This is a genomic window from Rheinheimera lutimaris (genome assembly GCF_013283795.1).
Taxonomy (GTDB): domain Bacteria; phylum Pseudomonadota; class Gammaproteobacteria; order Enterobacterales; family Alteromonadaceae; genus Alishewanella; species Alishewanella lutimaris.
This window is the reverse complement of the sequence record NZ_JABSOD010000006.1, coordinates 187991-211744: the sequence shown is the minus strand read 5'-3', so window position 1 is coordinate 211744 and position 23754 is coordinate 187991. Positions and strand designations below refer to the sequence as shown.

Here is a 23754-nt window from a genome sequence, read left to right as displayed (position 1 = left end):
CGATAGACAACGGCGCTGTTATCTCATATGGTTAATAAGGCGTAAAAATAAAAACATAAGCGCCAGAAAAATAAAACTTAATCCAGGACAATAATTATGAAAAATCAGAATAACTACCATCCGGTCGCGCGCGCCGTTAAATTTGCGCTGGCAGCATCATTATCTTTAGGCATCAGTGCCACCGTCGCGGCACAAGAACAACCGGCGGCTAAAGAACAAGCTGTAGAAAAAATCGCTGTTGTCGGTAGTCGCTCAGCGCCGCGCTCTATTAGTGACTCTCCTGTTCCTATCGATATTATTGGTGGAGATGAGTTAAGTAAAAATGGCAGCAGCGACATGCTGAATATGATCTCGACATCAGTGCCATCTCTAAATGTTCACGCAAACCCAATCAGTGATGCAGCAACTCTAGTCAGACCTATGAACTTAAGAGGCTTGTCTTCAGACAGCACCTTAATCCTTACCAATGGGAAGCGCAGGCACAAAGCTTCTGTTATCGCCTTTCTTGGCGGTGGTATAAACGACGGCGCACAAGGCGCTGATGTCTCCGTTATCCCTGGCATCGCCATTCGTCAGGTCGAGATCCTGCGTGATGGTGCCGCGGCTCAATATGGCTCTGACGCTATTGCCGGTGTGGTTAACTTTCAGTTGAAAAATGCCGATAGTGGCGGCTCTTTTGAAGTCAAACATGGTGAATATTATGAAGGTGATGGCACCGGCACCGAGTTTGCCGGCAACATTGGTTTACCATTAACCAAAGATGGCTTTGTTAATGCCAGTTTTCAGTATAAAAATGCCGATCCTACAAGTCGCAGTGTGCAGGTCGCTGATGCGCAGTCTTTTGCTGATGCCGGCAACCCGGCTATCGCACCACTGGCGCAGATCTGGGGTTCTCCGAAGATAAAAGATGACATCTCATTCTTCGTAAACTCCGGTTTAGATCTGGGTAACGGCCGTGAAGCTTACATGTTTGGTAACTATTCTGAGCGTGATATTACCGGTGGTTTTTATTGGCGTAACCCATACAACCGTTTATCTGTATTTTCAAATGACGGCGGCGAAAGCTTACTTATCGGTAATTTAGACGACACTGCTGGCCCTTGCCCGGCAGTTACGTTGAAAGACGCGCAAGGTGCAAACCTCGATTTTGCAACCGTGAACCAAGCCGTTAGTGCCCTGCCTGCCCATTGTTTTACGTTTTTTTCAATGTTCCCTGGTGGTTTTACACCAACTTTCGGCGGAAATGTTACTGACACAGCATTGGCTATTGGTACCAAAGGCGAGTTTAAACAGGGCTGGCTGGCAGACGTTTTGTATGACTTTACCGGCTCGGTTGGTCGCAATGAATCAACTTATGTTATGACCAACACTATCAATGCGTCTCTGGGCCCTGATACACCAACCGAATTTACACCTGGTAAATACATTCAGCTTGAAAAAACCTTTACTGCCGATTTTGTCAAATATGTCAGTGCTGGCTTGTACGAAGATCTGACGGTTGCGTTTGGCGCACAATGGACAGAAGAAACCTTTGAAGTTGTAGCAGGTGACGTTGCGTCGTTTATTGACGGCCCGCTTACGAGCCAGGGCTTTGGTATTGGCTCAAACGGCTTTCCAGGTTTTAAACCAGAAGATGGTGGCGTAAACAGCCGGCGCAACTACGCAGTTTATACCGATCTGGAAGCAGAGATCACAGAGAGCTTTTTAGCTGGCTTAGCGCTGCGCTATGAAGACTATGATACCTTTGGTGATACGATAAATTACAAACTGACCGGCCAGTTTCGCCTGAGTGATGACTGGGCTATACGTGCATCTCATAGCACGGGCTTCAGAGCACCAACGGTTGGTCAGGCAAATGTAAGTAATGTACAAACCAGCCTGGCCGATGGCATGTTGGTAGACTCAGCTTTGTTACCACCAACTAATCCTATTGCAATTGAGCTTGGTGGTAAGGAATTGACACCCGAAGAGTCCGTCAGCTTTGCTGCAGGTTTAGTGTATTCGGGTGCTGATTTCTTTATGACTTTGGATTATTACAATATCAAAGTTGATGATCGGATCACGCAGTCCAGTAAAATTACTTTAAGTGAAGCCAACAAGGAGGCGTTAAAAGCTGCAGGTGTCCGTAACGTAGACTCATTCCAACAAGTCAGCTTCTTTACCAACGACTTTGATACAACCACACAGGGCATAGATTTTGTTGCAAGTTATTCTACCGATTTGTTCGGTGGGCGTAGTAGCTTTAACTTTGCATACAACTGGACTGATACCAATGTAGACCGTGTAACTGTGCCGCCAGAAGGACAACCTGCTATAACAGGAGCCGATAAAATATCCCGCTTGGAAAATGATCTACCAAACCATCGCGCTACACTGACCTGGAATCAAAGTTGGGATGACTGGTCAATGTTTTTGCGCAGTAACTATTATGGTGAATATCAGGGGGTTCACGTAGATTGGGTAGGAACACCAGAGGAGCCAGGTACAGAGAAAAATGCATCTGCTAAGATAACGTTCGATCTTGAAGTTAGCTATTACGTTAACGACAATTTCATCGTTGCCGCAGGCGCGCAGAATATTTTTGATACCAAGCCAGAACGTTTAGACTTTGAGCAACAATCTGGCGTGCCAAATAATAATTGGGGTGGCAAGTACTATGAAACCTCACCTATGGGCATTAACGGCGGTTACTACTACTTAAAAGGTACTTATAAGTTCTGATGTCCGACAGTGTAAACACATAGTTGTTAAACCAAAAATCCGCCTTTACCGGCGGATTTTTTATTATCGTCAGCTCTACAGCGCGGCCAACAAAGCCTGTAACGGATGCTTCGGTTTATCCCCTACCAGCCGTTTTACCTGGCTACGACAGGAAAAGCCGGTCACCAATATCTGTTCAGTACCAAATTGCTCAACCGGTGCGCGCCAACTCATATCAAACAACGCTTTACTGTTATCCAGGTTCTGCGCTTCATGGCCATAAGTACCCGCCATACCGCAGCAGCCCACACTCACCGGCTTTAAGCTTAGCCCTGCGCTGCTGAAGATTTGCTGCCAGGCCTTTTCTGTCGCCGGTAAGGCGGTTTTTTCAGTGCAATGCGCTAATAAGGCAAACTCAGCGCTGTTATTTACCTTAGGTAAGCTTTGCTGTACCAGCCATTCATGCAGTAGCTGCACAATAAAGTCACCGCGCTTATCGCCCAGCGCTTTATGGTATTCATCCCGGTATACCAGCACTAAAGATGCATCCAGCCCCAGCATAGGCAAACCAAGCTGTTGCAGCTGATTTAAAAACTGTGCGGCGCTGGCGGCTGTTTTGGCAAATTCGCGTAAAAAGCCTTTTACATGCTGCGGCTTGCCATTGGGTAAAAACGGTAACAATACCGGGTTAAAGCCCAGCTTTTGCAGTAAATTCAGCGCATCTGCTACCAGCTCCGCTTCATAAAAGCTGGTAAAAGGGTCTTGCACCAGTAACACAGTGCGCGCTTTGTCCTGTGCCGATAACTGCTGCAGTGCCGCTAAATCAAAGCGGTATAAATCCCCAACCTGTTCTGACAAGGTGGGCACAGATAGCAGCGGCGTATCAACATAGCCGACGGTTTTTTCTAATAACGCCGCGGTAACTTTTTGCTTAACAACAAAATTAACTAACTTTGGCGCTTTGGCCAACCAGGGCGCGGTGCGTTCGATATTGCCAACAATATAATCTTTCGCCGGGCGTAAATAGCGGCTGTGATACAGCTGCAAAAAGCGCGAGCGAAATGAAGGTACGTCTACTTTTACCGGACATTGACCAGCGCAGGCTTTACACGCCAGACAGCCCTCCATCGCCTGCATCACTTCGTGCGAGAAATCTTCTTCGCCGCGCCGTTTTGCCAGGCTGTTTTTTGTCCGTTGCCACAAGCTTTTCACACCGCCAGACTGCTGCAGTAATTGCTGCTCCTGTGCCAGCACGTCGACACCCTGCATTTCGGTTAGGCGTAACCATTCACGCATCAAACCGGCGCGGCCTTTGGGGCTGTGGCGCCGATCTTTAGTGACTTTGCTGGACGGACACATTGGCGAGTTTTCTTCATAGTTAAAGCATAGGCCATTGCCATTGCAGTTCAGGCTGCTGTCAAAACTGTCTTTAACTGCGACCGGAATTTGCCGGTCAAAGTAAGCCCGTTTTACGCCATCGACCGACACTAAGCTGTCGGCACTGTTAAACGGCGTACAAATTTTACCGGGGTTTACTCTGTTGCGCGGGTCAAAAGCCGCTTTAATCTTGCGCAGCTCAGTAAACAGCTCATCGCCGAAAAATGCCGGACCGTATTCACTGCGATAGCCCTTGCCATGCTCGCCCCACATTAAGCCACCATATTTGGCGGTAAGTGCCACCACCTGATCGGAGATTGTGCGCAGTAGTTGCTCTTGCGCCGGATCGCATAAATCAAGTGCCGGCCGCACATGCAACACCCCGGCGTCAACATGGCCAAACATGCCGTAATGTAAGCCATGGCTGTCAAGCAGTGCGCGAAACTCCATAATAAAGTCCGCCAGATTCTGCGGCGGTACAGCGGTATCTTCAGCAAAGGCAATCGGTTTTTGCCGGCCGGCAGTATTGCCAAGCAAACCCACCGCTTTTTTGCGCATGGCGTAAATATTGCCGATAGCCGCGTTATCATAAGTCAGCTGATAGCCGATAATGCCGTCGGTTTTATCTGCTATTGCGCCATCCAGCCGTGCCGTTAGCGCAGCAATTTTTTGCTCAATCTCAGCCTGGCTTTCGCTGTTATACTCCACCATATTCAGCCCCTGCATTTCAATGCCGGGCACATCGGTGATTAAGTCTTTTACCTGATGCCAGATAATATCATTGCGGGCTAAATTCAGTACTTTGCTGTCAACGGTTTCAACAGAAGTGGCTTCTGCCGCCACCAGAAACGGCGCGTTACGCAGCGCGCTTTCAAAGCTGTCATACTTCACATTCACCAGACACTTGCATTTGGCAATCGGGGTAATATTCAGTTTGGCTTCAACCACAAAGCCCAGTGAGCCCTCCGAGCCGGTAATAATGCGCGATAAATCAAACTCGGTTAAATCGTCGTTGAACACATGTTCTAAGTCGTAGCCGGTTAAAAACCGGTTCATACGCGGGAATTTGGCCAATATTTGTGGCCTGAACTGCCGACAACTATTCAGCACCTGACGATAAATGCGGCCGATACTATTGGGCTGCTCGGCGCGATGCTCAGCTTCAAAGGTGGCCATTTTGTGCGTTTTTAACACATTGCCGTCGATCAACACGGTTTTCAGTGCCAATACATGGTCACTGGTTTTGCCGTATACCAGGGAGCCCTGGCCGGAAGCATCGGTATTGACCATTCCGCCGATAGTGGCACGGTTAGAGGTGGATAAATCCGGCGCGAAGAAAAAGCCATATGGCTTTAAAAATGCATTGAGCTGGTCTTTAATCACCCCGGCCTGCACCCGTACCCAACGCTGCTCGAGATTAATTTCCAGAATGTTGCGCATATGGCGCGATAAATCCACCACCACATGCTCAGTCAGCGCCTGGCCGTTAGTGCCGGTGCCGCCGCCGCGCGGGCTGAATTTGATATGCGAGAAACTGGAGGTTTGCGCCAGCGAAGTAAGAATAACCAGGTCGTCAGTACATTTTGGCAGCAATACTGCTTGCGGTAACGCCTGGTATACGCTGTTGTCGGTGGCCACCGCCAAACGGCTGCCGTAGCTGGTTTCGATATCGCCGCTAAAGCCGGCGGCAACTAAGGCTTTGCTAAAAGCAACAATGCTGGCATCCAGCGCGAGTTCGGGATTAAGCTTTGGGATCATAACTGCAGACACTCGGCAATAAGTGCCTGCAGTATAACATTAACTTGACTGTAGGATCAGCTGGCAGCAGGACGGAATTTCAGAGAAATACCGCGTAAAAAATAGCGCAGCACTTGCTCCTGACAGGCACGGTAATGTTTATGGTCCGGCCGGCGGAAAAACGCACTCAGTTCATGTTTACTTAAACGAAACTCAGCACCCTCTAACAGGGCTAAGATATCATCGTCTTTTAAATCAAAGGCGATTTTTAGTTTACGCAAAATAATGTTGTAGTTCAGCTTGGTTTCCGGCGCTGGAATAACACCGTCTTTGGCACCGCGGCGCTGAATAATTACGCCATTTAAGAAGCCGGCCAATAACTCATCACTGATTAATGCAAAGCTCTCGCTTTCATCAGATTCTAACCAGGCTATCACCTGCTCTTTTGTCACCGTGACATTGGTTAAGGCGAAAATGGCTATCATGCCATGGTTAGGTGCATCCAGCGTGTAACGCAAGCTGCGCAGTACGTCGTTATTGGTCAAGATAGTGTCCTGTAAACAAAGTCAGATGAAAAACGGCGGCTATGATACCACAGCCGCCGTTAAATCCGCATCCCGCTATCTGTTAACCTGCAGCTTAAGGTAAATGCCCCAGCTTGCTGGCTTTGGTGGCAAGATAACGATGGCTGTGGGCAGTAGTTTTTACCCGGTGTTGTACCCGCTCCAGCACATTAACACCGGCGTCGGTTAACGCTTTTAGCTTACGCGGGTTATTGGTCAGCAAACGCACTTGCCCAATGCCTAATTGTTCAAACATTTGCGCGGCAATATCGTATTCGCGCATATCGGGTAAAAAGCCTAAAATTTCATTGGCCTCTACCGTATCCAGGCCTTTATCCTGTTCGGCATAAGCACGAATTTTATTGATGAGGCCAATGCCACGGCCTTCCTGGCGTAAATACAAAATACAACCACGGCCTAAATCCGCAATTTTACGCATTGCCGCTTCCAACTGCGGCCCGCAATCACAGCGCAGGCTGAATAAGGCATCCCCGGTTAAACACTCAGAATGCACCCGCGCCAATACCGGCTCAGCAGTTGTTACATCGCCCAGCGTTAATGCGACATGCTCTTTGCCGTTAGGTGCCTCAAAGCCATGTAAACGAAATTCGGCAAAAGGGGTTGGCAATAGTGTTGAGGTTACAAGTTTTAATTTCATCATGACTTCTCAGATAACGGCCGCACTTAAGACAGCAAAAGCGTTGTTGGCTACAGCGCAAACTTTATTGGGCCAAAGCAGTGGTAATTCAAGGCTGACGGCTGCAGGCATTATAGCAGCCCTGATACAAATTGATGTAACCATAATGTGATACTATCACATAAGGTAGCTGCAAAATGTCTGTTACGATTAGTAGCGATAAAATCTGGTTAACCGGCGCAGCAGCCATGCAATTTTTATTAAACCCGCTACAATAGCCGCTGTTTTAGCTACCGGTTATTTTTCATGCTAAGTTTTTTCGAACGTATTATTAAACCTTTTCCGGCCGTTGAGCCAACCCAGCCACCTAAAGGCATATTGGCATTTTGCCGCCATTACACCAAAGGTATGGAGCCATCACTGATCCTGATGTCGATAAGCACCGCCCTGCTGGCGATGTTAGAGGTGTCATTATTCAGCTTTATGGGTCAGTTGGTAGATTGGCTGGTACAAAATGAGCCGGAAGCCCTGTTTACCAGCGAGCGGGCCACGTTGATTAAGATGGCCGTCGTTACCGTAGTGTTACTGCCGGCGTTGAGCTTTTTTCATGCGGCAATTGTGCACCAAACTTTATTGGGTAATTATCCGATGTCCATCCGCTGGTTAGCTCACCGCTATTTATTGCGCCAGAGTATCAGCTTTTACCAAAACGACTTTGCCGGCCGTATTGCCACTAAGGTGATGCAAACCTCGCTGGCGGTGCGGGAAACGGTAATGAAACTGCTGGACGTAATGGTATACATCTTGGTGTATTTCGGCTCGATGTTATTTTTTATTGCTGACGCCGATCTACGTCTGATCATCCCAATGCTGGTATGGCTGGCAATTTATGTTGCTATGCAGTTTTACTTTGTACCGCGCTTAAAAGCCGCCTCTACCCGCCAGGCCGATGCCCGCTCGGAAATGACCGGCCGTATTGTCGACAGCTACACCAATATCACTACCATTAAGTTGTTTTCTCACACCAACCGCGAAGAAGCCTACGCCAAAGACAGCATGGAAGTGTTTTTAAAACCGGTGTACCGCCAAATGCGTTTAGCCACCGGTTTAAGTGTGTCGGTACAAACGCTGAACTACTTTTTGGTATTCGCCATAGCGGCGTTATCGATTTATTTATGGGCCGACAGCGCCATCAGTGTCGGTGCCATCGCCATAGCGGTAAGTTTAGCGCTGCGCTTAAACGGCATGGCACAGTGGATCATGTGGGAAGTCAGCAGCTTGTTTGAAAATATCGGCACTGTGGCGGACGGTATTACTACTTTATCGCAACCGGCACAGGTAATGGATGCTGTCGATGCCAAACTGTTACAGGTAAGCCGAGGCGCTATCAGCTTTAATAACGTTGGCTTTAATTACGGTAAAGTCGGCAGTGATAATGGCAAAGCGCCGGTGTTGCAGCAATTAAACCTGGAAATTAAACCCGGCGAAAAAGTCGGTTTAGTTGGCCGTTCCGGTGCCGGTAAATCAACCTTAGTAAACCTGCTACTGCGCTTTTACGATGTAGAAAGCGGTAAAATCCTGATTGATGGTCAGGATATCAGCCAGGTAAACCAGGAAAGCCTGCGTCAGCATATTGCCATGGTGACCCAGGATACCTCGCTGTTGCACCGCTCGGTACGCGATAATATTGCCTATGGCAAACCAGACGCTACAGAAGCTGAATTGCAGCTGGCAGCAGAGCAAGCCGAAGCCAGCGACTTTATCAGCGATTTAACCGATCCTAAGGGTAACAGCGGTTTTGATGCTCAGGTTGGCGAGCGTGGCGTTAAATTATCCGGCGGCCAGCGCCAGCGCATTGCCATTGCCCGCGTGCTGTTGAAAAACGCACCGATTTTAATTTTGGATGAAGCCACCTCAGCGCTCGACTCAGAAGTAGAAGCCGCCATTCAGGCCAGTTTAAATACCTTAATGGCCGGCAAAACGGTCATCGCTATCGCCCACCGTTTATCGACCATAGCGCAGATGGACCGCTTAATTGTGCTGGACCAGGGCAATATCGTTGAACAAGGCAGCCATAGCGAGCTTATCGCCAGCGGCGGCATATACGCCCAGTTGTGGGCGCATCAAACCGGTGGCTTTATCGGTGTAGATTAAACCGGTTAAAACATAAAAAAAGCCCGGTTCATTGGCCGGGCTTTTTCTTAACTAAAGATTACTTTTGTTCTTGTTGCTCTTGCTGCTGTTTTGCCAGCCGCTTTTCCCAGAAGGTAGCGTTCTTAATGCCCAGTTTTACCGGATCGAAGGTAATGGGGCCACCGGCTTTTTTCTGCACTTCAAAATCACGCAGACAGCGCATAGTGGGTTTATACATTAAGAAAATAGTTAATATACCCAGCACGTTAACCCAAGCCATTAAGCCCACACCGATATCACCGATATTCCAGATATAACCGGCGCTGTTTACCGTGCCATATGCCACCATAAACATCAGCAACAGTTTAAATACGATATTAGGCAGCTTGTTGTTAAACACCCGGTTTAAATAAGCTACGTTGGTCTCGGTAATGTAGTAATACGCCAGGATAGTGGTAAAGGCGAAGAAAAACAGTGCTATACCTACAAATATCTGACCAAAGTGACCAAATACACTAAGCAGTGCTAACTGAGTAAAGGCTGCTGAACCAATTTCTGTTGCTGCATCAACATTTTGTACGATAAAGCTACCGTCTGTCAGCTCACCCACCACATTGTATTGCTGAGTGATTAAAATCATCAGTGCCGTAGCGGTACACACAAACAGGGTATCGACATATACCGAAAATGCCTGCACCAAACCTTGTTGTGACGGATGATCTACTTCAGCTGCTGCCGCTGCATGCGGGCCTGTGCCCTGACCGGCTTCATTGGAATATATGCCCCGCTTTACACCCCAGCCAATAGCTGCACCAAACCCGGCTTGTGCCGTAAAGGCGTCGTTTAAAATTAAACTGAATATGCCGGGTACTTTATCCAGGTTTAAAAACACCACGATTAACGCCAGCACAATGTAGCCCAGCGCCATAAACGGCACGACAATTTGGGTGAAGTGAGCAATACGTTTAATGCCACCAAAAATAATAAACGCCAGCACGATAAGGATTACAGCCAGCGCGATCAGTTTATGGGTGCCCACTTCACCAAAACTGGTGACCACCATATTACCGTCGCCGAAAATTTGCGTTACCGCATTACCTACCGCGTTGGCTTGCACGCCGGGCAGGAAGATACCACAACCGATAATAGCTGAAATGGCGAACAAAATACCCAGCCAGCGCCAGCCCAAACAGCGTTCAAAATAGTACGCCGGACCGCCGCGGTACTGGCCGTTTTCTTCTACCTTATACAATTGACCTAAGGTGGACTCAACATAGGCCGTGCTGGCACCCAAAAACGCCACTACCCACATCCAGAAGATGGCGCCAGGGCCACCAAAGCCGATAGCTGCAGCTACACCGGCAATATTACCGACACCAACACGGCCGGACAGTGATACGGCCAGGGCCTGAAATGATGAAATACCTTTGTCTGACTCGGTGTTATTCAGCAACAGTTTGCACATTTCTTTAAAATGGCGAACCTGAGCAAACCGGGTCAGTATTGAATAAAACAAACCGGCACCCAGACACAGATAAATCAGCGCCGGGCTCCAGATAATGCCGTTTAGCGCACTAATAAAGCCTTCCATTTCCCTTCCTTATAATTATTTTTCAGCAAAACGCGTTATACGGCGCTTAATTTGCCACAGCAACAACAGAATTGCTACGCTGTCAGTTGCTTTGCCGCAGATCTGCGGTAATTTGCCCTGCCTCGGCTATTTCTTCATCATGCGCCTGGTCTACCCAGGGCTCAGCCAATGCCTGTTGGTACCATTGCTGCATTGCCGGTAAATTTAATAAGGTTTGTATATAAGCCATAGCATTGTCGGTTAATACCAAACCATAGCTCTGTACGCGAAATGCTACCGGCGCAAAAAACGCATCCACAGCACTAAATTGCTTACCTGCCAAAAACGGCCCGCCAAAGTCGCTCAGTCCCTGCTCAAACAGCTCGCTGATGCGGTCCAGGTCCCGCTGTAACTGCTCATTTATAAGGTGCAACTTAATACGGTGGCCACAGCTCATACCGCAAATATTACGCAGTGCACTAAAACCGGAGTGCATCTCTGCTGCAGCGCAGCGTGCGAATGCGCGGGCTTTTGTCTCTTTCGGCCACACCGCCGGATAGCTTTCATACAAGTATTCCGCTATGGCCAGCGAGTCCCATACCACTATATCTTTTTGCACTAAACACGGCACTTTACCGCTGGGTGAAAACGTGCGGAATTTTTCAAAGTTGCCCTGCTGGCTAAACGGTACCAACTGCTCAATAAACGGAATATTCAGCTGGGTCATCAGCAGCCAGGGCCGTAACGACCAGGATGAATAGTTTTTGTTGGCGATATACAGTTCACGCATAATGTGTTCCTTAATTAAACCAGCTGATAATAAAACCTGTAATAACGGCTAACAATACAACGATATAGGGTGGTACCTTCCAGTACATAAGCGCTAAAAAGGCCAGCAGCGCAAACGCCAGCTCTACCGGGCCGTGAATAGCGCTGACGAACACCGGGTCATACAAGGCGGCCAGCAACAGGCCAACAACAGCGGCGTTGATGCCCGCCATAGCCTGGCGCATCGCCGGATAACGGCTAAGCTGCTGCCACCAGGGCAGTGCCGCAAACAGCAACAAAAATGCCGGCAGAAAAATGGCCACCGTGGCCAGCAGTGCACCGGGTAACAAAGACGTTGCCGATACCGCCCCCAGATAAGTCGCCAGGGTAAACAACGGGCCCGGTACCGCCTGCGCTGCGCCATATCCGGCCAAAAAGGCCTCATCTGACAACAATCCTTGCGGCACCAGTTCAGTTTGCAGCAACGGCAATACCACATGCCCGCCACCGAACACTAACGCCCCTGTCCGATAAAAACTGTCAAACAAGCTTAGCCAACTATTGTTAGTCAGTTGAGCTAACAGCGGTAATAACGTCAGTAATAAGATAAACAGGAATAAAAAAAACAGTGCACTGGCTTTACCGGTTGTGGACGTTGCCTGAGGTGATGCCGGCGGCGGTTGCGGTAATATGGCTTTGCCAATAATAGCCGCCAGCAACATAACCGCTATTTGTACCAGCACACCGGACAGCAGCAACATTAACACCGCGCTTAGCAGCGCAATACTGGCCCTGGCAGGGTCCGGACATAAACTTTTCCCCATGCCCCACAACGCTTGCGCCACTACCGCTACCGCGACAATTTTTAAACCACTCAGCCACAGCGTATCTGCACTTTGCGCCAAACCAAGATAAACAAAGGCAAAACTGAACATAAGTATGGCTGAGGGCATGGTAAAACCCAACCATGATAACAAGGCACCACGATAGCCGGCGGCGTTAAGCCCTATGGCAATACCGACCTGAGAGCTGGCAGGGCCCGGCAAAAATTGACATAAAGCCACCAGCTCAGCATAACTTTGCTCGCTGTACCACTGCCGCTTCTCAACAAACTCGTGACGGAAAAAGCCCAGATGTGCCACCGGACCGCCAAAACTACTGCAGCCCAAGCGGAAAAAAATCAGAAATAGCTGCCACAGTGAGACAGAGGCGGATGAAATGGTCAAAATAAGCTCCCCGGCGGTGAATTCGGATAACAGTGCGTCAGGCTACACAGCTTAAGGTTATGCCAGTGTCTGCGCCCGGTGCAAGTAAATATAACAATGCCATAAAAACAAAACCCCGCGGCGCGGGGTTTGTATCAGCTTGATAACAGCCTAGTTTTTGCCGTATTTTTCTGCCAGATACAACCAGGTTTCCAGCACCGTATCCGGATTAAGCGATACGCTGTCTATGCCCTGTTGCATTAACCAGGCGGCGAAATCTTCGTGATCCGACGGGCCCTGGCCGCAAATGCCGATGTACTTGCCTTTGGCTTTACAGGTTTTAATGGCCATTTCCAGCAGCTTGTAAATCGCCGGATTACGCTCATCGAACAAATGCGCAATTAAACCACTGTCTCTGTCCAGCCCCAGGGTTAACTGGGTTAAATCATTCGAGCCAATCGAAAAGCCATCGAAGTATTCCAGAAACTCTTCTGCCAGCAGGGCATTGGACGGCAATTCGCACATCATGATTACACGCAGGCCGTTATCGCCGCGTTTTAAGCCATGCTCTGCCAACAAATCAATTACGCTACTTGCTTCACTTAAGGTGCGCACAAACGGGATCATTACCTCTACATTGGTAAAGCCCATCACATTACGCACCCGCTTTAACGCCTCGACTTCCAGTGCAAAGCAATCGCGGAAATCTTTCGAGATATAGCGCGAGGCACCACGAAAACCAATCATCGGGTTTTCTTCGTGTGGCTCGTACTGGCGGCCGCCGACTAAGTTAGCATACTCGTTTGATTTAAAATCAGACATCCGCACTATCACTTTTTGCGGCGCAAAAGCGCAGGCTAAGGTCGCGATACCCTCGGTCAGCTTGGCGATATAAAACTCGACCGGGTCGGCATAGCCGGCGATCATTTCGCTAATGGTGGCTTTAAGCTCCGGAGTTTGGGCATCAAAGTTAAGCAATGCTTTGGGGTGCACGCCTATCATGCGGTTAATAATAAATTCCAGCCGCGCCAGGCCAATACCGGCGTGTGGCAGCTTGGCAAACGAGAACGCCCGCTCCGGGTTGCCCACGTTCATCATTATTTTTAAATCCAGCTTGGGCATCTGGTCAACACGGCTGCTTACCACTTTATAGTCCAGCTTGCCGTCATAAATAAAGCCGGTATCGCCTTCAGCACAAGACACGGTAACCTGCTGGCCGGTTTTAATCTTACCGGTGGCATCACCACAACCCACTACCGCCGGAATTCCCAGCTCACGGGCGATAATAGCGGCATGACAGGTACGGCCGCCCCGATTGGTGACAATGGCTGAGGCCCGCTTCATGATCGGTTCCCAATCCGGGTCGGTCATATCGGTTACCAATACATCGCCAGGCTGAATTTGGTCCATCTGCTCAATGCCTTTGAGCACCTTGGCAGTACCGGCACCGATGCGCTGACCAATGGCCCGGCCTTCTACCACTACCGGTGCTTTGGCCAACAGTTGAAACCGCTCCATACTGTTGCTGTCTTCGCGGCTTTTTACTGTTTCCGGCCGTGCCTGCACGATATACAGCTTGCCATCGTTACCGTCTTTGGCCCATTCGATATCCATCGCACGGCCATAGTGGTTAGCAATAATCACTGCCTGTTTCGCTAACTCTTCAACCTCGGCATTGGTCAGCGAGAACTGCCGGCTACGTTCGGCAGCAATATCGACTATTTTCACCTGCTTACCATGGCCTTGTTCGCCGGAGTAAATCATCTCGACTTTTTTACTGCCTAAGTTGCGCTTAACTACTGCAGGGCGTCCGGCTGCTAATGTGGGCTTGTGTACATAGAATTCGTCAGGGTTAACTGCGCCCTGCACTACCATTTCGCCCAAACCATAAGAAGAGGTAATAAATACCACGTCTTCAAAGCCGGACTCGGTATCAATACTGAACATTACACCGGAGGAGGCTAAATCTGAACGCACCATCTTTTGCACACCGGCAGATAGCGCCACGCCGCGGTGGTCATAGCCCTGGTGTACGCGGTAAGAAATAGCGCGGTCGTTAAACAGTGAAGCAAATACGTGCTTAATCGCCACGATGACAGCGTCATAACCACGGACGTTTAAGAAGGTTTCCTGTTGCCCGGCGAAGGATGCATCCGGCATATCTTCCGCGGTGGCCGATGAACGTACGGCAAAAGAGACATCATGCGCGGCATCAGGGTGTAGTTGTTGGTAAGCTTCACGAATGGCCTGCTCTAATTCCGGCTGAAACGGAGTATCGATAACCCATTGACGAATTTGCGCACCGGCTTTAGCCAGGGCGGTAACATCGTCAACATCTAAACCATCGAGCAGTTGATAAATGCGCTCGTTAACACCGCTTTGTTCAAGAAATTGGTTAAAAGCATAAGCTGAGGTGGCAAAGCCGCCCGGTACCTGTACACCGGCATTGGCCAGATTACTGATCATCTCTCCCAGAGAGGCATTTTTTCCGCCTACCCGATTTACATCGTGCATACCCAGGTTTTCATACCAAATCACAAATTCTTGCACAGTTCATCTCCATTTTTTGTCGAGTGGCGTGTAAGCTTACAGTCAGCGTTACAACGCTCAGCGATTTTACACCGCTGCTCAGGCTAAATAAAACCTTAATTTTCAATGTAATTTTATAACAACAAAACGGAGTAACCGGTGCGCACAGCCTTTTATATCTCAGATGGAACCGCCATTACCGCAGAAGTGTTTGGCCATGCCTTACTTACTCTTTTTCCAGCAGAATTTGAGCACGTTACTATCCCTTTTGTTGAAACCAGCGATATGGCCGAGCAGGTAAAGCAGCGCATTAACGATCGTTATAAAACAACGGGACAACGGCCACTGATATTCCAAACCTTTGTTGATGACCAGTTACGGCAGATAATTAACAGCAGCAACGGCGTTTGCTATGACTTCCTTAACACCTTTGTTGAACCTATCCAGCGTGAACTTGGCGTAGCGCCGGTACCTAAAACTCACCGCACTCACAGCATGCACGAGAAAAGCTACGATTTTCGTATCGATGCGGTCAATTTTGCCCTGGCTAATGACGATGGCTCTAACCTGAAAAACTTTGCTCAGGCCGACATTATTCTGGTCGGCGTAAGCCGCTCGGGTAAAACCCCCACCAGCCTGTATCTGGCATTACAATACGGCATTAAAGCGGCGAACTACCCCTTTGTTGAGGAGGATATGCAGCACCTGCATCTGCCGGATGTATTGCTGCGTAACAGGGAAAAGCTGTTTGGTTTAACGATAACGCCGGAGCGTTTAAGCCAAATTCGCGAGCAGCGCCGCGCCAACAGCCGCTATGCGTCATTACGCCAATGTCAGCTGGAACTGGCAGAAGTCGAAAATCTGTATTTGCGTGAACAGATCCCGTATTTAAACTCGACACATTTGTCGATTGAAGAGATCTCGGCAAAAATTATCGCCAAAACCGGCCTGAAGCGGCATAAGTATTAAACCTTAAGCCCGGCCTGGCGCAGCAGCTCATCAATTGGCAGCGCTGCTTCGCCACTTTCCAGCCGTTTTATTTGTTCTACCAATAAGCTGTTTACCGGTGCTGTGATCTGGTGCAGTTGCGCCATTCGCACCACAGCACCGTTTAAAAACATAATTTCAGTACGTTTATGGCTGCGGATATCATCTGACATAGATGAACGGGCCTGCTCGTCGATAGCCAGCAAACTGCCGGCAGCGTGGCGAAACAGTGCCGTCGGCAAGCGCAGAAACCAGGGTAATAACGCGTTGGGTAGCGGCGTATACGCCAGCGGTTTTACGCCGGCTTTGCTGCAGATATACAGCCATTCCTGCATCGCTGCGGCCAGCAGCAAGCGCCATTTTCGGTCGAGTAATTGTTGCAGCAGCGGTAAGTCGCTGATGGCGTTCAGAGCATTATTTAAGTTTAACAGCAGCTTGCCGTATTCTGCCGCGGTAATATCGGCGCATAACTGCACCGGCAATTTAAACTGTTTAAAAGCCTGAATAACATAATTAACCGCACTGTGGTTGTTTTGCTGCCAGACAACCGCGCCGGCGCTGGCACGGTGGAATTGGCCGGCGCGATTTTTTACCACATTAAACGGCACTATGGCCCGCAGTACCGGGTTGGCCAAGTCCTGGTTTAGCATTTCACCAATGCCAATGCCGTTTTGCATCGCCACCACCGGTACTTCCGGACGCAAAAAACGCTTTAGCTGCGTCAGCATCGGTACCAGTGCGGTAGCTTTTACCGTTAGCAACACCACATCACACTCAATTAAACTGTTAAGCGAGCTGTAAAATGCTACCGGCTGGGCAAAATAGGTGTGGTGATCAAACGAAGTGACGCTTAACCCATGGGCAGCCAACTCCAATGCCATGGTTTCGCGGCCGAAGAATTTTACGTCCAGTGCATTGTCCTGACATAAATGGGCACCCAAATAGCAGCCAACGCTACCGGCGCCCACTATGCCAATACAATAACGCTGACCTGCTGTTGAATGCTGGCCAGCGTCCTGAGCCTGTTCTGATAACACTTACGCTCCTGTGAGCGCGTGATTATTTACGCGCAGTGCGTAGAGTATCGGCAATCAGAAAGGCTAATTCCAGTACCTGATCAGCATTTAAACGCGGATCGCACTGGGTAAAGTAGCGTTTGCCCAAATCATTTTCACTTAAACCGTAGGCACCACCGGTACATTCAGTAACATGCTCACCGGTCATTTCCAGGTGAATACCACCGGCATGGCTGCCTTCAGCCTTGTGTACAGCGAAGAAATTCCGGATTTCGCGCAAAATGGCTTCAAAATCGCGGGTTTTATAATCGTTGCTGGCTTTTACCGTATTGCCGTGCATCGGATCTGAGCTCCACACCACTTTACGGCCTTCCTGCTGCACGCGGCGTACCAATGCCGGCAGTTTATCCGCCAGTTTGTCGGCGCCCATCCGGGTGATCAATGTTAAGCGGCCCGCCACATTATTTGGGTTAAGCGCATCAATTAAACGGATCAAGTCATCCGGTTGCATGCCCGGGCCAACTTTTACGCCAACCGGGTTATGAATACCGCGGAAGAACTCGATATGGGCATGATCCAGCTGCCGCGTGCGCTCGCCTATCCATACCATATGTGCAGAGCAATCGTACCAATCACCGGTTAACGAATCGCGCCGTGTTAAGGCCTCTTCGTAATTCAGTAATAAGGCTTCATGCGAGGTATACAGTTGGGTTTCACGGATAGACGGTGAGTTTTGTCCGGTAATACCGCAAATTTCCATAAAGCGCAGTGCTTCCTGGATGCGCTGGGCTACGTCCTGATAGCGGTCTTTCAGTGGATTAGACTCGACAAAGCCCATATTCCATTTACTAACCTGATGTAAATCGGCCAAACCGCCCTGCGCAAAAGCGCGCAACAAATTCAGCGTTGCGGCAGAATGGTGATACGCCGTGGTTAACCGGTTAGGATCCGGCAACCTTGCCGCTTCAGTAAATTCAAAGCTGTTGACAATATCACCACGATAACTTGGCAGTGACACACCATCGATTGTTTCCAGATCACTGGAGCGCGGCTTAGCATATTGCCCTGCCATACGTGCAACTTTTACCACCGGTAAGCCGCCGGCAAACGTCAGCACAACAGCCATTTGCAGCAATACTTTGAAGGTATCGCGGATTTTCGGTGCATTAAAATCGTTAAAACTTTCGGCGCAATCACCGCCCTGCAGTAAAAAACCCTGACCTTCAGCCACCTGACCGAGCTGACTAAACAGATCCCGTGTTTCCTGAGCAAACACCAAAGGTGGATATTTATGTAATTGCTGTTCTACACGCTGCAATAAATCCCGATCGTTGTAGCCGGGTTGCTGTTGGATCGGGAAGCTGCGCCAGCTTTGAGGCGTCCAGGTGGTCACGATGTTTTTCCTATGTTTGATTGTCTGCCAAGCAAGTTATAGACTTCCGGACGTAAATTCAATGCCGGCTTTGGCATAATTTATGACAATTTCGTCAGTTATCGCTAAAGCGCTGCATATTTCGCCACTACCGCCGGCAATTGTGGTTAATTTACACCTTTTCTAATTGCTCAAGTCGCGCCAGTAAGCCATCACACCCCTGCTCTATCAGCTGCAACACCAAGGCAAACCCCTTGCTGCCGCCGTAGTACGGGTCCGGCACTTCACTGTACGCCGGGTAAGAGGGATGATATTGCATAAACAATTGCAGTTTATGGTGTAGCTCTGCCGGACAACGTTGCTTTAATTCGGCTAAATTGTCTTTATCCATCGCCAATAACAGGTCGTAATACACAAAATCGCTGTCCGCTACCGGGCGCGATGTGATGCCGTCAAAGGTATAGCCTACTGCCATACCTTCGCGCACAGAGCGGCTGTCCGGTGGCGCACCGCGATGTGATGCACTGGTGCCGGCAGATTCAATTTCAATATCAAGTCCGCAGTTGCCTGTTTTATGCCGCATGACGGCATGTGCCGTCGGCGATCGGCAGATATTGCCTAAACAAACAAATAATAATTTTGTGGTCATTGTGGCTCCGGTTGGAAATTAAGCGTTGATGTCAGCACGCTATGAACACGGCGTTAAATGGTTGCAATTCAACACTGTCGGGTCCAGTATAAGCAAATTCCGCTTTCGTCACATCAGCAGTACGCAGGAGCACAACTGATGGATAAGTTTACTAAACTTATCGTACTCTCAGAACAAGAGTCATTACATAATCTTACCTTGTTAGCCCAATCTATCGGTATTAATGTCCAGCAACAGAGTAAAAATGCGGTATTGTACGGTGCTGCGCTAAAATCCGGTGTGTTACTGGCATACCCTTATGCCAACAGCGATATAAATAAAAAAGGCTTATCACCTGAGCTGCAATATTTGCTGCATAAAGCACCGTTGTTTTTGTTCCAGGCTGAGCGCAGTTTGCTCGACTCCGGCCAGGCATTGTGTGCCGGCATTCGCGGTGTGATTTTTCGTGATGAACAACTGGACCGTGTACTTACCGCGTTGAAAACTATGATGTCGGGTCAACTGTATTATGCCCGCCGTATTATGTCAGAACTGGTTGATCAGATGCTGCAACAACAACTGCTTACCAGCCAGGATGCGTTGGCCGTGCCGGATAACAACTTACTGACACGCCAGGAAAAACGCATTATTCAACTGGTAGCAGAAGGTGCGCGCAATAAAGAAATTGCTGAAAGTTTAAATATCAGTGCCCACACAGTAAAAGCGCATTTGTCATCCATTTTCCGTAAAACCAAAGCCCGTAACAGAGTGGAGCTGCTGCGTTGGTTGCAGCAGCCGGTGCGTCAGGATGTACCGTCGCTGTTCAGGCCGGTTTGATCATCTGCGCGCCAGAAACCGCGCAGTTGGCCCTGGGCTACCAATTCCACTACCGCTGCCTCCATGGCTTGCTTTACGCAATACTGCACCGGCTCATTGGTAGAGTAGCCGCCTTCAGCTTCCAGTAAACGGTTCAGCGATACATAACGGAACAAGCCGGCGCGCAGCTCTTGTGAGAACACTTTTTTACTGCTGGATACCGACAACAGCACCTGGCCGGTATGCACATCGATCGCCCGCAGATAAACCGTTACCTGGTCTTCGCGATACAATTCAGATGCACCGATACCGAAATACTCAGCGCCAATGCCACCGGTGCTCAGATTAGTTTCATAGCCGATAATGCCGCCTTCAAACAACAAACGTGCTTCTTTCAGCGGTGGCAGTTCAACGGCCTTTTTGTTCGCACCCTGTATTTTGCGCTCTGTCAGCAGATTTTGCAGGCCCTCGCGCTCCAGCGGTGCAAACCAGCCACTATCGAGCAGTATTTGCGTGAGCATTGAGGTTGCGCCCTGAGTTACTGCAGTAGAAAAACTGGAAACATTGGCTTGCGGTTTATACTGTCCGGTTTGATCACGAAACGCGTACACCGACACCGGAATAGCCGTGCGTGGCCTGCCTTGTTGTTGCAGGTTTAGTATTGCCGGGCTGACATTATCAATCGCAGCAGCAGAGATATTAAGTTGCGGCTTGGGCACCAGCGAACAGCCGCTTAGCAGCAGCGCGGAAACTAACAGCAAATACTTCATATCAGCCTCCTATTGCCGGTATCGTTATGACGGTAACTTCACCGCTATTGAGATTAGTGATATGCACAACCACACTGCCATCAGCACCGCCGCTGACTTCCACCATAAACTCACCGGTGTTATACACGCCCTCTACCAACTCGCCGTCGGCAATTCGCCGTGTTAACGAGTTAATAATATTACGCTCCAGCGCATCCTGAAACTTGTCGACAAAAGACAAACCATCACGATCAGCACTGTGCGCATTTTGACTTTGGGCTTTTTGCAGCAGAAAATTACCGTTTAGCGGATTACCGCCAAAACTGGGGTTTATTGGCGTATACACCAACTCAGTAGCAGACGCGGCACTGCAACACAGCAGCAATATCAACGACATCAGTTTCATTATTATTATTCCTTTTACAACTTATCGGCCAGCGGTTCACCCAGCATTTTACCGGTTTGAATATTGGCAAGTTCATTAATACTCAGTAGCACGGCTTGCTCAGCCATTTGTTTTACGTCGTTATAGCGCCGGCCAAAATAGGTTTGATATACCCGCGTTTGATTCATCTCAACCCAAAGGAAAGTGCCGGCCTGCGGGTACACCTGCTCATAGATCACCACCGTGACGCCATCAGTTGACGGCATATCACGCCAGTAACCGGAGTAATAAAAAGTGAAGTCTTTGCCAAAGCGGGAAATGGTGCGGTCCAGCACCAGACCGCCCAACTCTATGTCTGTTGCTTGCGCAGTTGCACAGCTGCAGAGTAGCAACAATATGCTGATAAACTTCATTGACACAAATTCATTGGTATAGTTACCTGAAAAACGGTTAGCTCAGGCAAAACCAAGCCTGAGCTAACCTCAAGCTTAGTTTTGCACCACTATTGCAGTGTTAAAATCACCCATCTGTGATACCGACATCAGATTACCACTGCCGGCCTGACCACCCAGCACCAGGTTATCGTTACCTTGCTGGGTAATTGATACCAAACCATCGTTGCCGGCTACAGCAAAATAACCATCATCACCTGCTACCCAGTTACCGGCGCCATTTTGCAGAATATCTAAAGTATTACCATTGCCGGACAGTAAAATATCGACCAGGTTAATATCGCCATTCTGTTCAATAGTTACGGCATTGGCAGCTACTGCGACTTCGCTGGTCAGCAATACTTCGTTAGCGCTGCCTGATTGGTCAACATATACATCGTTGGTATCACCGGCAATATCGACTACCGCATAGTTGTCATCACCAAACTGCTGTATATCAGCAATATTACCGGCACCCACCAAACCTACACCGGCAATATTGTTGTCACCACGGCTGTAAATGGTGCCAACGTTAGCATCGCCAATCAGCACCATTTCGCTGACGTTACCGTCACCGTTTTGGCGGATCTCAACATTGTGGCCATCACCGTCAGTAGCGAATAATGCGCTGTTCAGGTTACCGGTTTGCCAAACATCAACCTGGTTATCATTGCCAATCAGACCAATCGGCGCTTCAACGCTGTTACCGTCACCGCGCTGGTCGATTAATACCAGATTCTGCTCGCCGGCCAGCGGGTCCAGTAAAAACTGGTTAGCGTTACCGTCCTGCATAACATCAACGAGGTTATCATTACCGGCCACATCATAGGCAATAAATACGTTACTATCACCTTGTTGCGATACAAAAAAACTGTTGTTGTCACCGGTTAAACCAACTATACCACCTACGTTGGCATTACCTGTTTGCTCTGCTTCAAAGGCGTTGCGGTTACCGCTTAAATTAAACATGCCGGATTCGTTATTATCACCCACCTGCACGCTAAATAAGCTGTTGTCGTTACCACTAAAACCGGCATTACTCCAGTTCGCCATACCCTGCTGTTCTATTTCAACCAGGTTAAAATCGCCTGACAGGTTAACAAAAACTTCGTTAACATCACCGTTTTGCAGCACGGCGGCATCATTGGTATTACCGCTGATTATCGCTTCGGCCTGGTTAAAAAAGCCATCCTGAGTTACGGTAACAGTATTGTCATCGCCGGCAATGTCGATATAAGCAATATGCCAGTCGGTTAACTGCTCTGTGCGTACCTGGTTATCGTTACCGGCAACAAAGTTATAAGCCTCTAACCAAACACCATCCTGGGTAATAGTGCTGTTATTGGCATCGCCATTTTGGTCGATAACAGCCAGGCTAATCTCGCCGCTTTGCGTAACTTCAGCCAAATTGCCATTAACTGCGGCTACTGCAGAAGTTTGATTAATTACTACTTCATTGCTGACCGCCATAGCCGGACCACTGACTACCAGCGCAACAGCCAAACCCAAAATATGCTTACGTGGAAAGATTACGTTCATAAAATTCTCCCTAACTCATTATTAGTATTGAATAATCGAAATTTCAGCACCGACACCCGACTGCTCAATGGAAAATTGCCGGTTACCCCACTGCTCAACCCGGATCAAATTATCTGCACCACTTTGGATAATCTGAGCTGAATTGTTGTTGCCAAACTGGCGCAGCTCCGCCTGATTGCCCATGCCGCTTTGCTGCAACAGAATTTGGTTTAACACTCCCTGCTGTAGCAAAACTGCGTAATGCCCGGTACCGGATTGCGTTACATCAGCAACGTTCAGATCACCAAGCTGGGTAATGTCAACACCGTTTGCCAAGGCATGACGCTCCAGCAAAGATGTAATTTGCACAGAGACATCTGCAGCAGCACTGGCTGAGCCAAAAGCAACGCCAACGATCAGTAGCCATTTAGTAACATTAAACACCGCTATTCCCTTTCACTATTGTTACAAAAGCTAGGCTAAAGCACTAATAAAAAGCCGCAATAGGAAAAAACAGCTATTTTACTAATTAGTTATTAATTAGCTGTAAATACTACAAGCATTTAAAATCAGTTTGTTATGGAAAAACATTAACAAATAGACTGCCAAACCAACTAGGACATTAGGACTATT

General features: G+C 48.8%; 19 protein-coding genes. 4 read left to right on the top strand and 15 right to left on the bottom strand.

Annotated elements, in window-relative coordinates:
• The first annotated feature begins 96 nt into the window (after positions 1-96).
• Positions 97-2721 carry a TonB-dependent receptor plug domain-containing protein gene (locus HRH59_RS08320; RefSeq protein ID WP_173500817.1) on the top strand — a complete coding sequence of 875 codons (2625 nt, stop codon included), beginning with the start codon at positions 97-99 and terminating at the stop codon, positions 2719-2721.
• A gap of 75 nt (positions 2722-2796) precedes the next feature.
• On the opposite strand, the gene ydiJ is transcribed toward HRH59_RS08320, so the two are convergent.
• The 3 genes from ydiJ to ribA form a co-directional block, all read right to left on the bottom strand.
• Entirely contained in the window at positions 2797-5835 is a 3039-nt protein-coding gene (gene ydiJ / locus HRH59_RS08315) for a D-2-hydroxyglutarate dehydrogenase YdiJ (RefSeq protein WP_173500816.1), read from the bottom strand.
• A gap of 56 nt (positions 5836-5891) precedes the next feature.
• The gene (locus tag HRH59_RS08310; RefSeq protein ID WP_173500815.1) at positions 5892-6359 is read right to left on the bottom strand and encodes a YehS family protein; all 468 of its coding nucleotides are present in this window, start codon (positions 6357-6359) and stop codon (positions 5892-5894) included.
• Between the two features lie 94 nt (positions 6360-6453).
• The gene (gene ribA / locus HRH59_RS08305; RefSeq protein WP_173500814.1) at positions 6454-7035 is read right to left on the bottom strand and encodes a GTP cyclohydrolase II; all 582 of its coding nucleotides are present in this window, start codon (positions 7033-7035) and stop codon (positions 6454-6456) included.
• A gap of 285 nt (positions 7036-7320) precedes the next feature.
• Between ribA and HRH59_RS08300 the strand changes: the two genes are divergently transcribed.
• On the top strand, positions 7321-9168 hold the full coding sequence (locus HRH59_RS08300; protein ID WP_173500813.1) for an ABC transporter ATP-binding protein: 1848 nt from the start codon (positions 7321-7323) through the stop codon (positions 9166-9168).
• 58 nt (positions 9169-9226) lie between these two features.
• On the opposite strand, the gene HRH59_RS08295 is transcribed toward HRH59_RS08300, so the two are convergent.
• The 4 genes from HRH59_RS08295 to ppsA all read right to left on the bottom strand — a co-directional run bounded on the left by HRH59_RS08295 (position 9227) and on the right by ppsA (position 15240).
• Positions 9227-10738, bottom strand: coding sequence for an alanine/glycine:cation symporter family protein (locus HRH59_RS08295; RefSeq protein WP_173500812.1), 1512 nt, complete (start codon positions 10736-10738; stop codon positions 9227-9229).
• 82 nt (positions 10739-10820) lie between these two features.
• The gene (locus HRH59_RS08290; protein WP_173500811.1) at positions 10821-11507 is read right to left on the bottom strand and encodes a glutathione S-transferase family protein; all 687 of its coding nucleotides are present in this window, start codon (positions 11505-11507) and stop codon (positions 10821-10823) included.
• 10 nt (positions 11508-11517) lie between these two features.
• Positions 11518-12711, bottom strand: a complete 1194-nt coding sequence (chrA, locus tag HRH59_RS08285) for a chromate efflux transporter (RefSeq protein ID WP_178089511.1) — start codon at positions 12709-12711, stop codon at positions 11518-11520.
• 150 nt (positions 12712-12861) lie between these two features.
• A complete protein-coding gene (ppsA, locus tag HRH59_RS08280) occupies positions 12862-15240 on the bottom strand; it encodes a phosphoenolpyruvate synthase (protein ID WP_173500810.1) in 2379 nt (792 codons plus the stop codon).
• Between the two features lie 138 nt (positions 15241-15378).
• Between ppsA and ppsR the strand changes: the two genes are divergently transcribed.
• Entirely contained in the window at positions 15379-16188 is an 810-nt protein-coding gene (ppsR, locus tag HRH59_RS08275; RefSeq protein WP_173500809.1) for a posphoenolpyruvate synthetase regulatory kinase/phosphorylase PpsR, read from the top strand.
• Here ppsR and HRH59_RS08270 read toward each other — a convergent pair.
• The 3 genes from HRH59_RS08270 to HRH59_RS08260 all read right to left on the bottom strand — a co-directional run bounded on the left by HRH59_RS08270 (position 16185) and on the right by HRH59_RS08260 (position 19243).
• Positions 16185-17243 carry a 2-dehydropantoate 2-reductase gene (locus tag HRH59_RS08270; RefSeq protein ID WP_173500808.1) on the bottom strand — a complete coding sequence of 353 codons (1059 nt, stop codon included), beginning with the start codon at positions 17241-17243 and terminating at the stop codon, positions 16185-16187. The two genes, ppsR and HRH59_RS08270, sit on opposite strands and share 4 nt — an antisense overlap.
• 22 nt (positions 17244-17265) lie before the next feature.
• Positions 17266-18615, bottom strand: coding sequence for a class II 3-deoxy-7-phosphoheptulonate synthase (locus HRH59_RS08265; RefSeq protein WP_173500807.1), 1350 nt, complete (start codon positions 18613-18615; stop codon positions 17266-17268).
• Between the two features lie 151 nt (positions 18616-18766).
• On the bottom strand, positions 18767-19243 hold the full coding sequence (locus tag HRH59_RS08260; RefSeq protein ID WP_173500806.1) for a low molecular weight protein-tyrosine-phosphatase: 477 nt from the start codon (positions 19241-19243) through the stop codon (positions 18767-18769).
• A gap of 138 nt (positions 19244-19381) precedes the next feature.
• Here HRH59_RS08260 and HRH59_RS08255 point away from each other — a divergent pair, with 138 nt between their 5' ends.
• A complete protein-coding gene (locus tag HRH59_RS08255) occupies positions 19382-20059 on the top strand; it encodes a helix-turn-helix transcriptional regulator (protein ID WP_173500805.1) in 678 nt (225 codons plus the stop codon).
• Here the strand turns inward: HRH59_RS08255 and HRH59_RS08250 are convergent.
• The 5 genes from HRH59_RS08250 to HRH59_RS08230 form a co-directional block, all read right to left on the bottom strand.
• Positions 20026-20808, bottom strand: a complete 783-nt coding sequence (locus HRH59_RS08250; protein ID WP_173500804.1) for a CsgG/HfaB family protein — start codon at positions 20806-20808, stop codon at positions 20026-20028. The genes HRH59_RS08255 and HRH59_RS08250 overlap by 34 nt on opposite strands.
• A 1-nt stretch (position 20809) precedes the next feature.
• Entirely contained in the window at positions 20810-21193 is a 384-nt protein-coding gene (locus tag HRH59_RS08245) for a curli assembly protein CsgF (protein ID WP_173500803.1), read from the bottom strand.
• Between the two features lie 14 nt (positions 21194-21207).
• A complete protein-coding gene (locus tag HRH59_RS08240) occupies positions 21208-21585 on the bottom strand; it encodes a curli production assembly/transport protein CsgE (RefSeq protein ID WP_173500802.1) in 378 nt (125 codons plus the stop codon).
• 75 nt (positions 21586-21660) lie between these two features.
• Positions 21661-23142 carry a hypothetical protein gene (locus HRH59_RS08235; protein ID WP_173500801.1) on the bottom strand — a complete coding sequence of 494 codons (1482 nt, stop codon included), beginning with the start codon at positions 23140-23142 and terminating at the stop codon, positions 21661-21663.
• A gap of 21 nt (positions 23143-23163) precedes the next feature.
• Positions 23164-23565 (bottom strand): curlin subunit CsgB, encoded by a 402-nt coding sequence (locus tag HRH59_RS08230; RefSeq protein ID WP_173500800.1) that lies wholly within the window; start codon positions 23563-23565, stop codon positions 23164-23166.
• Positions 23566-23754: the final 189 nt, after the last annotated feature.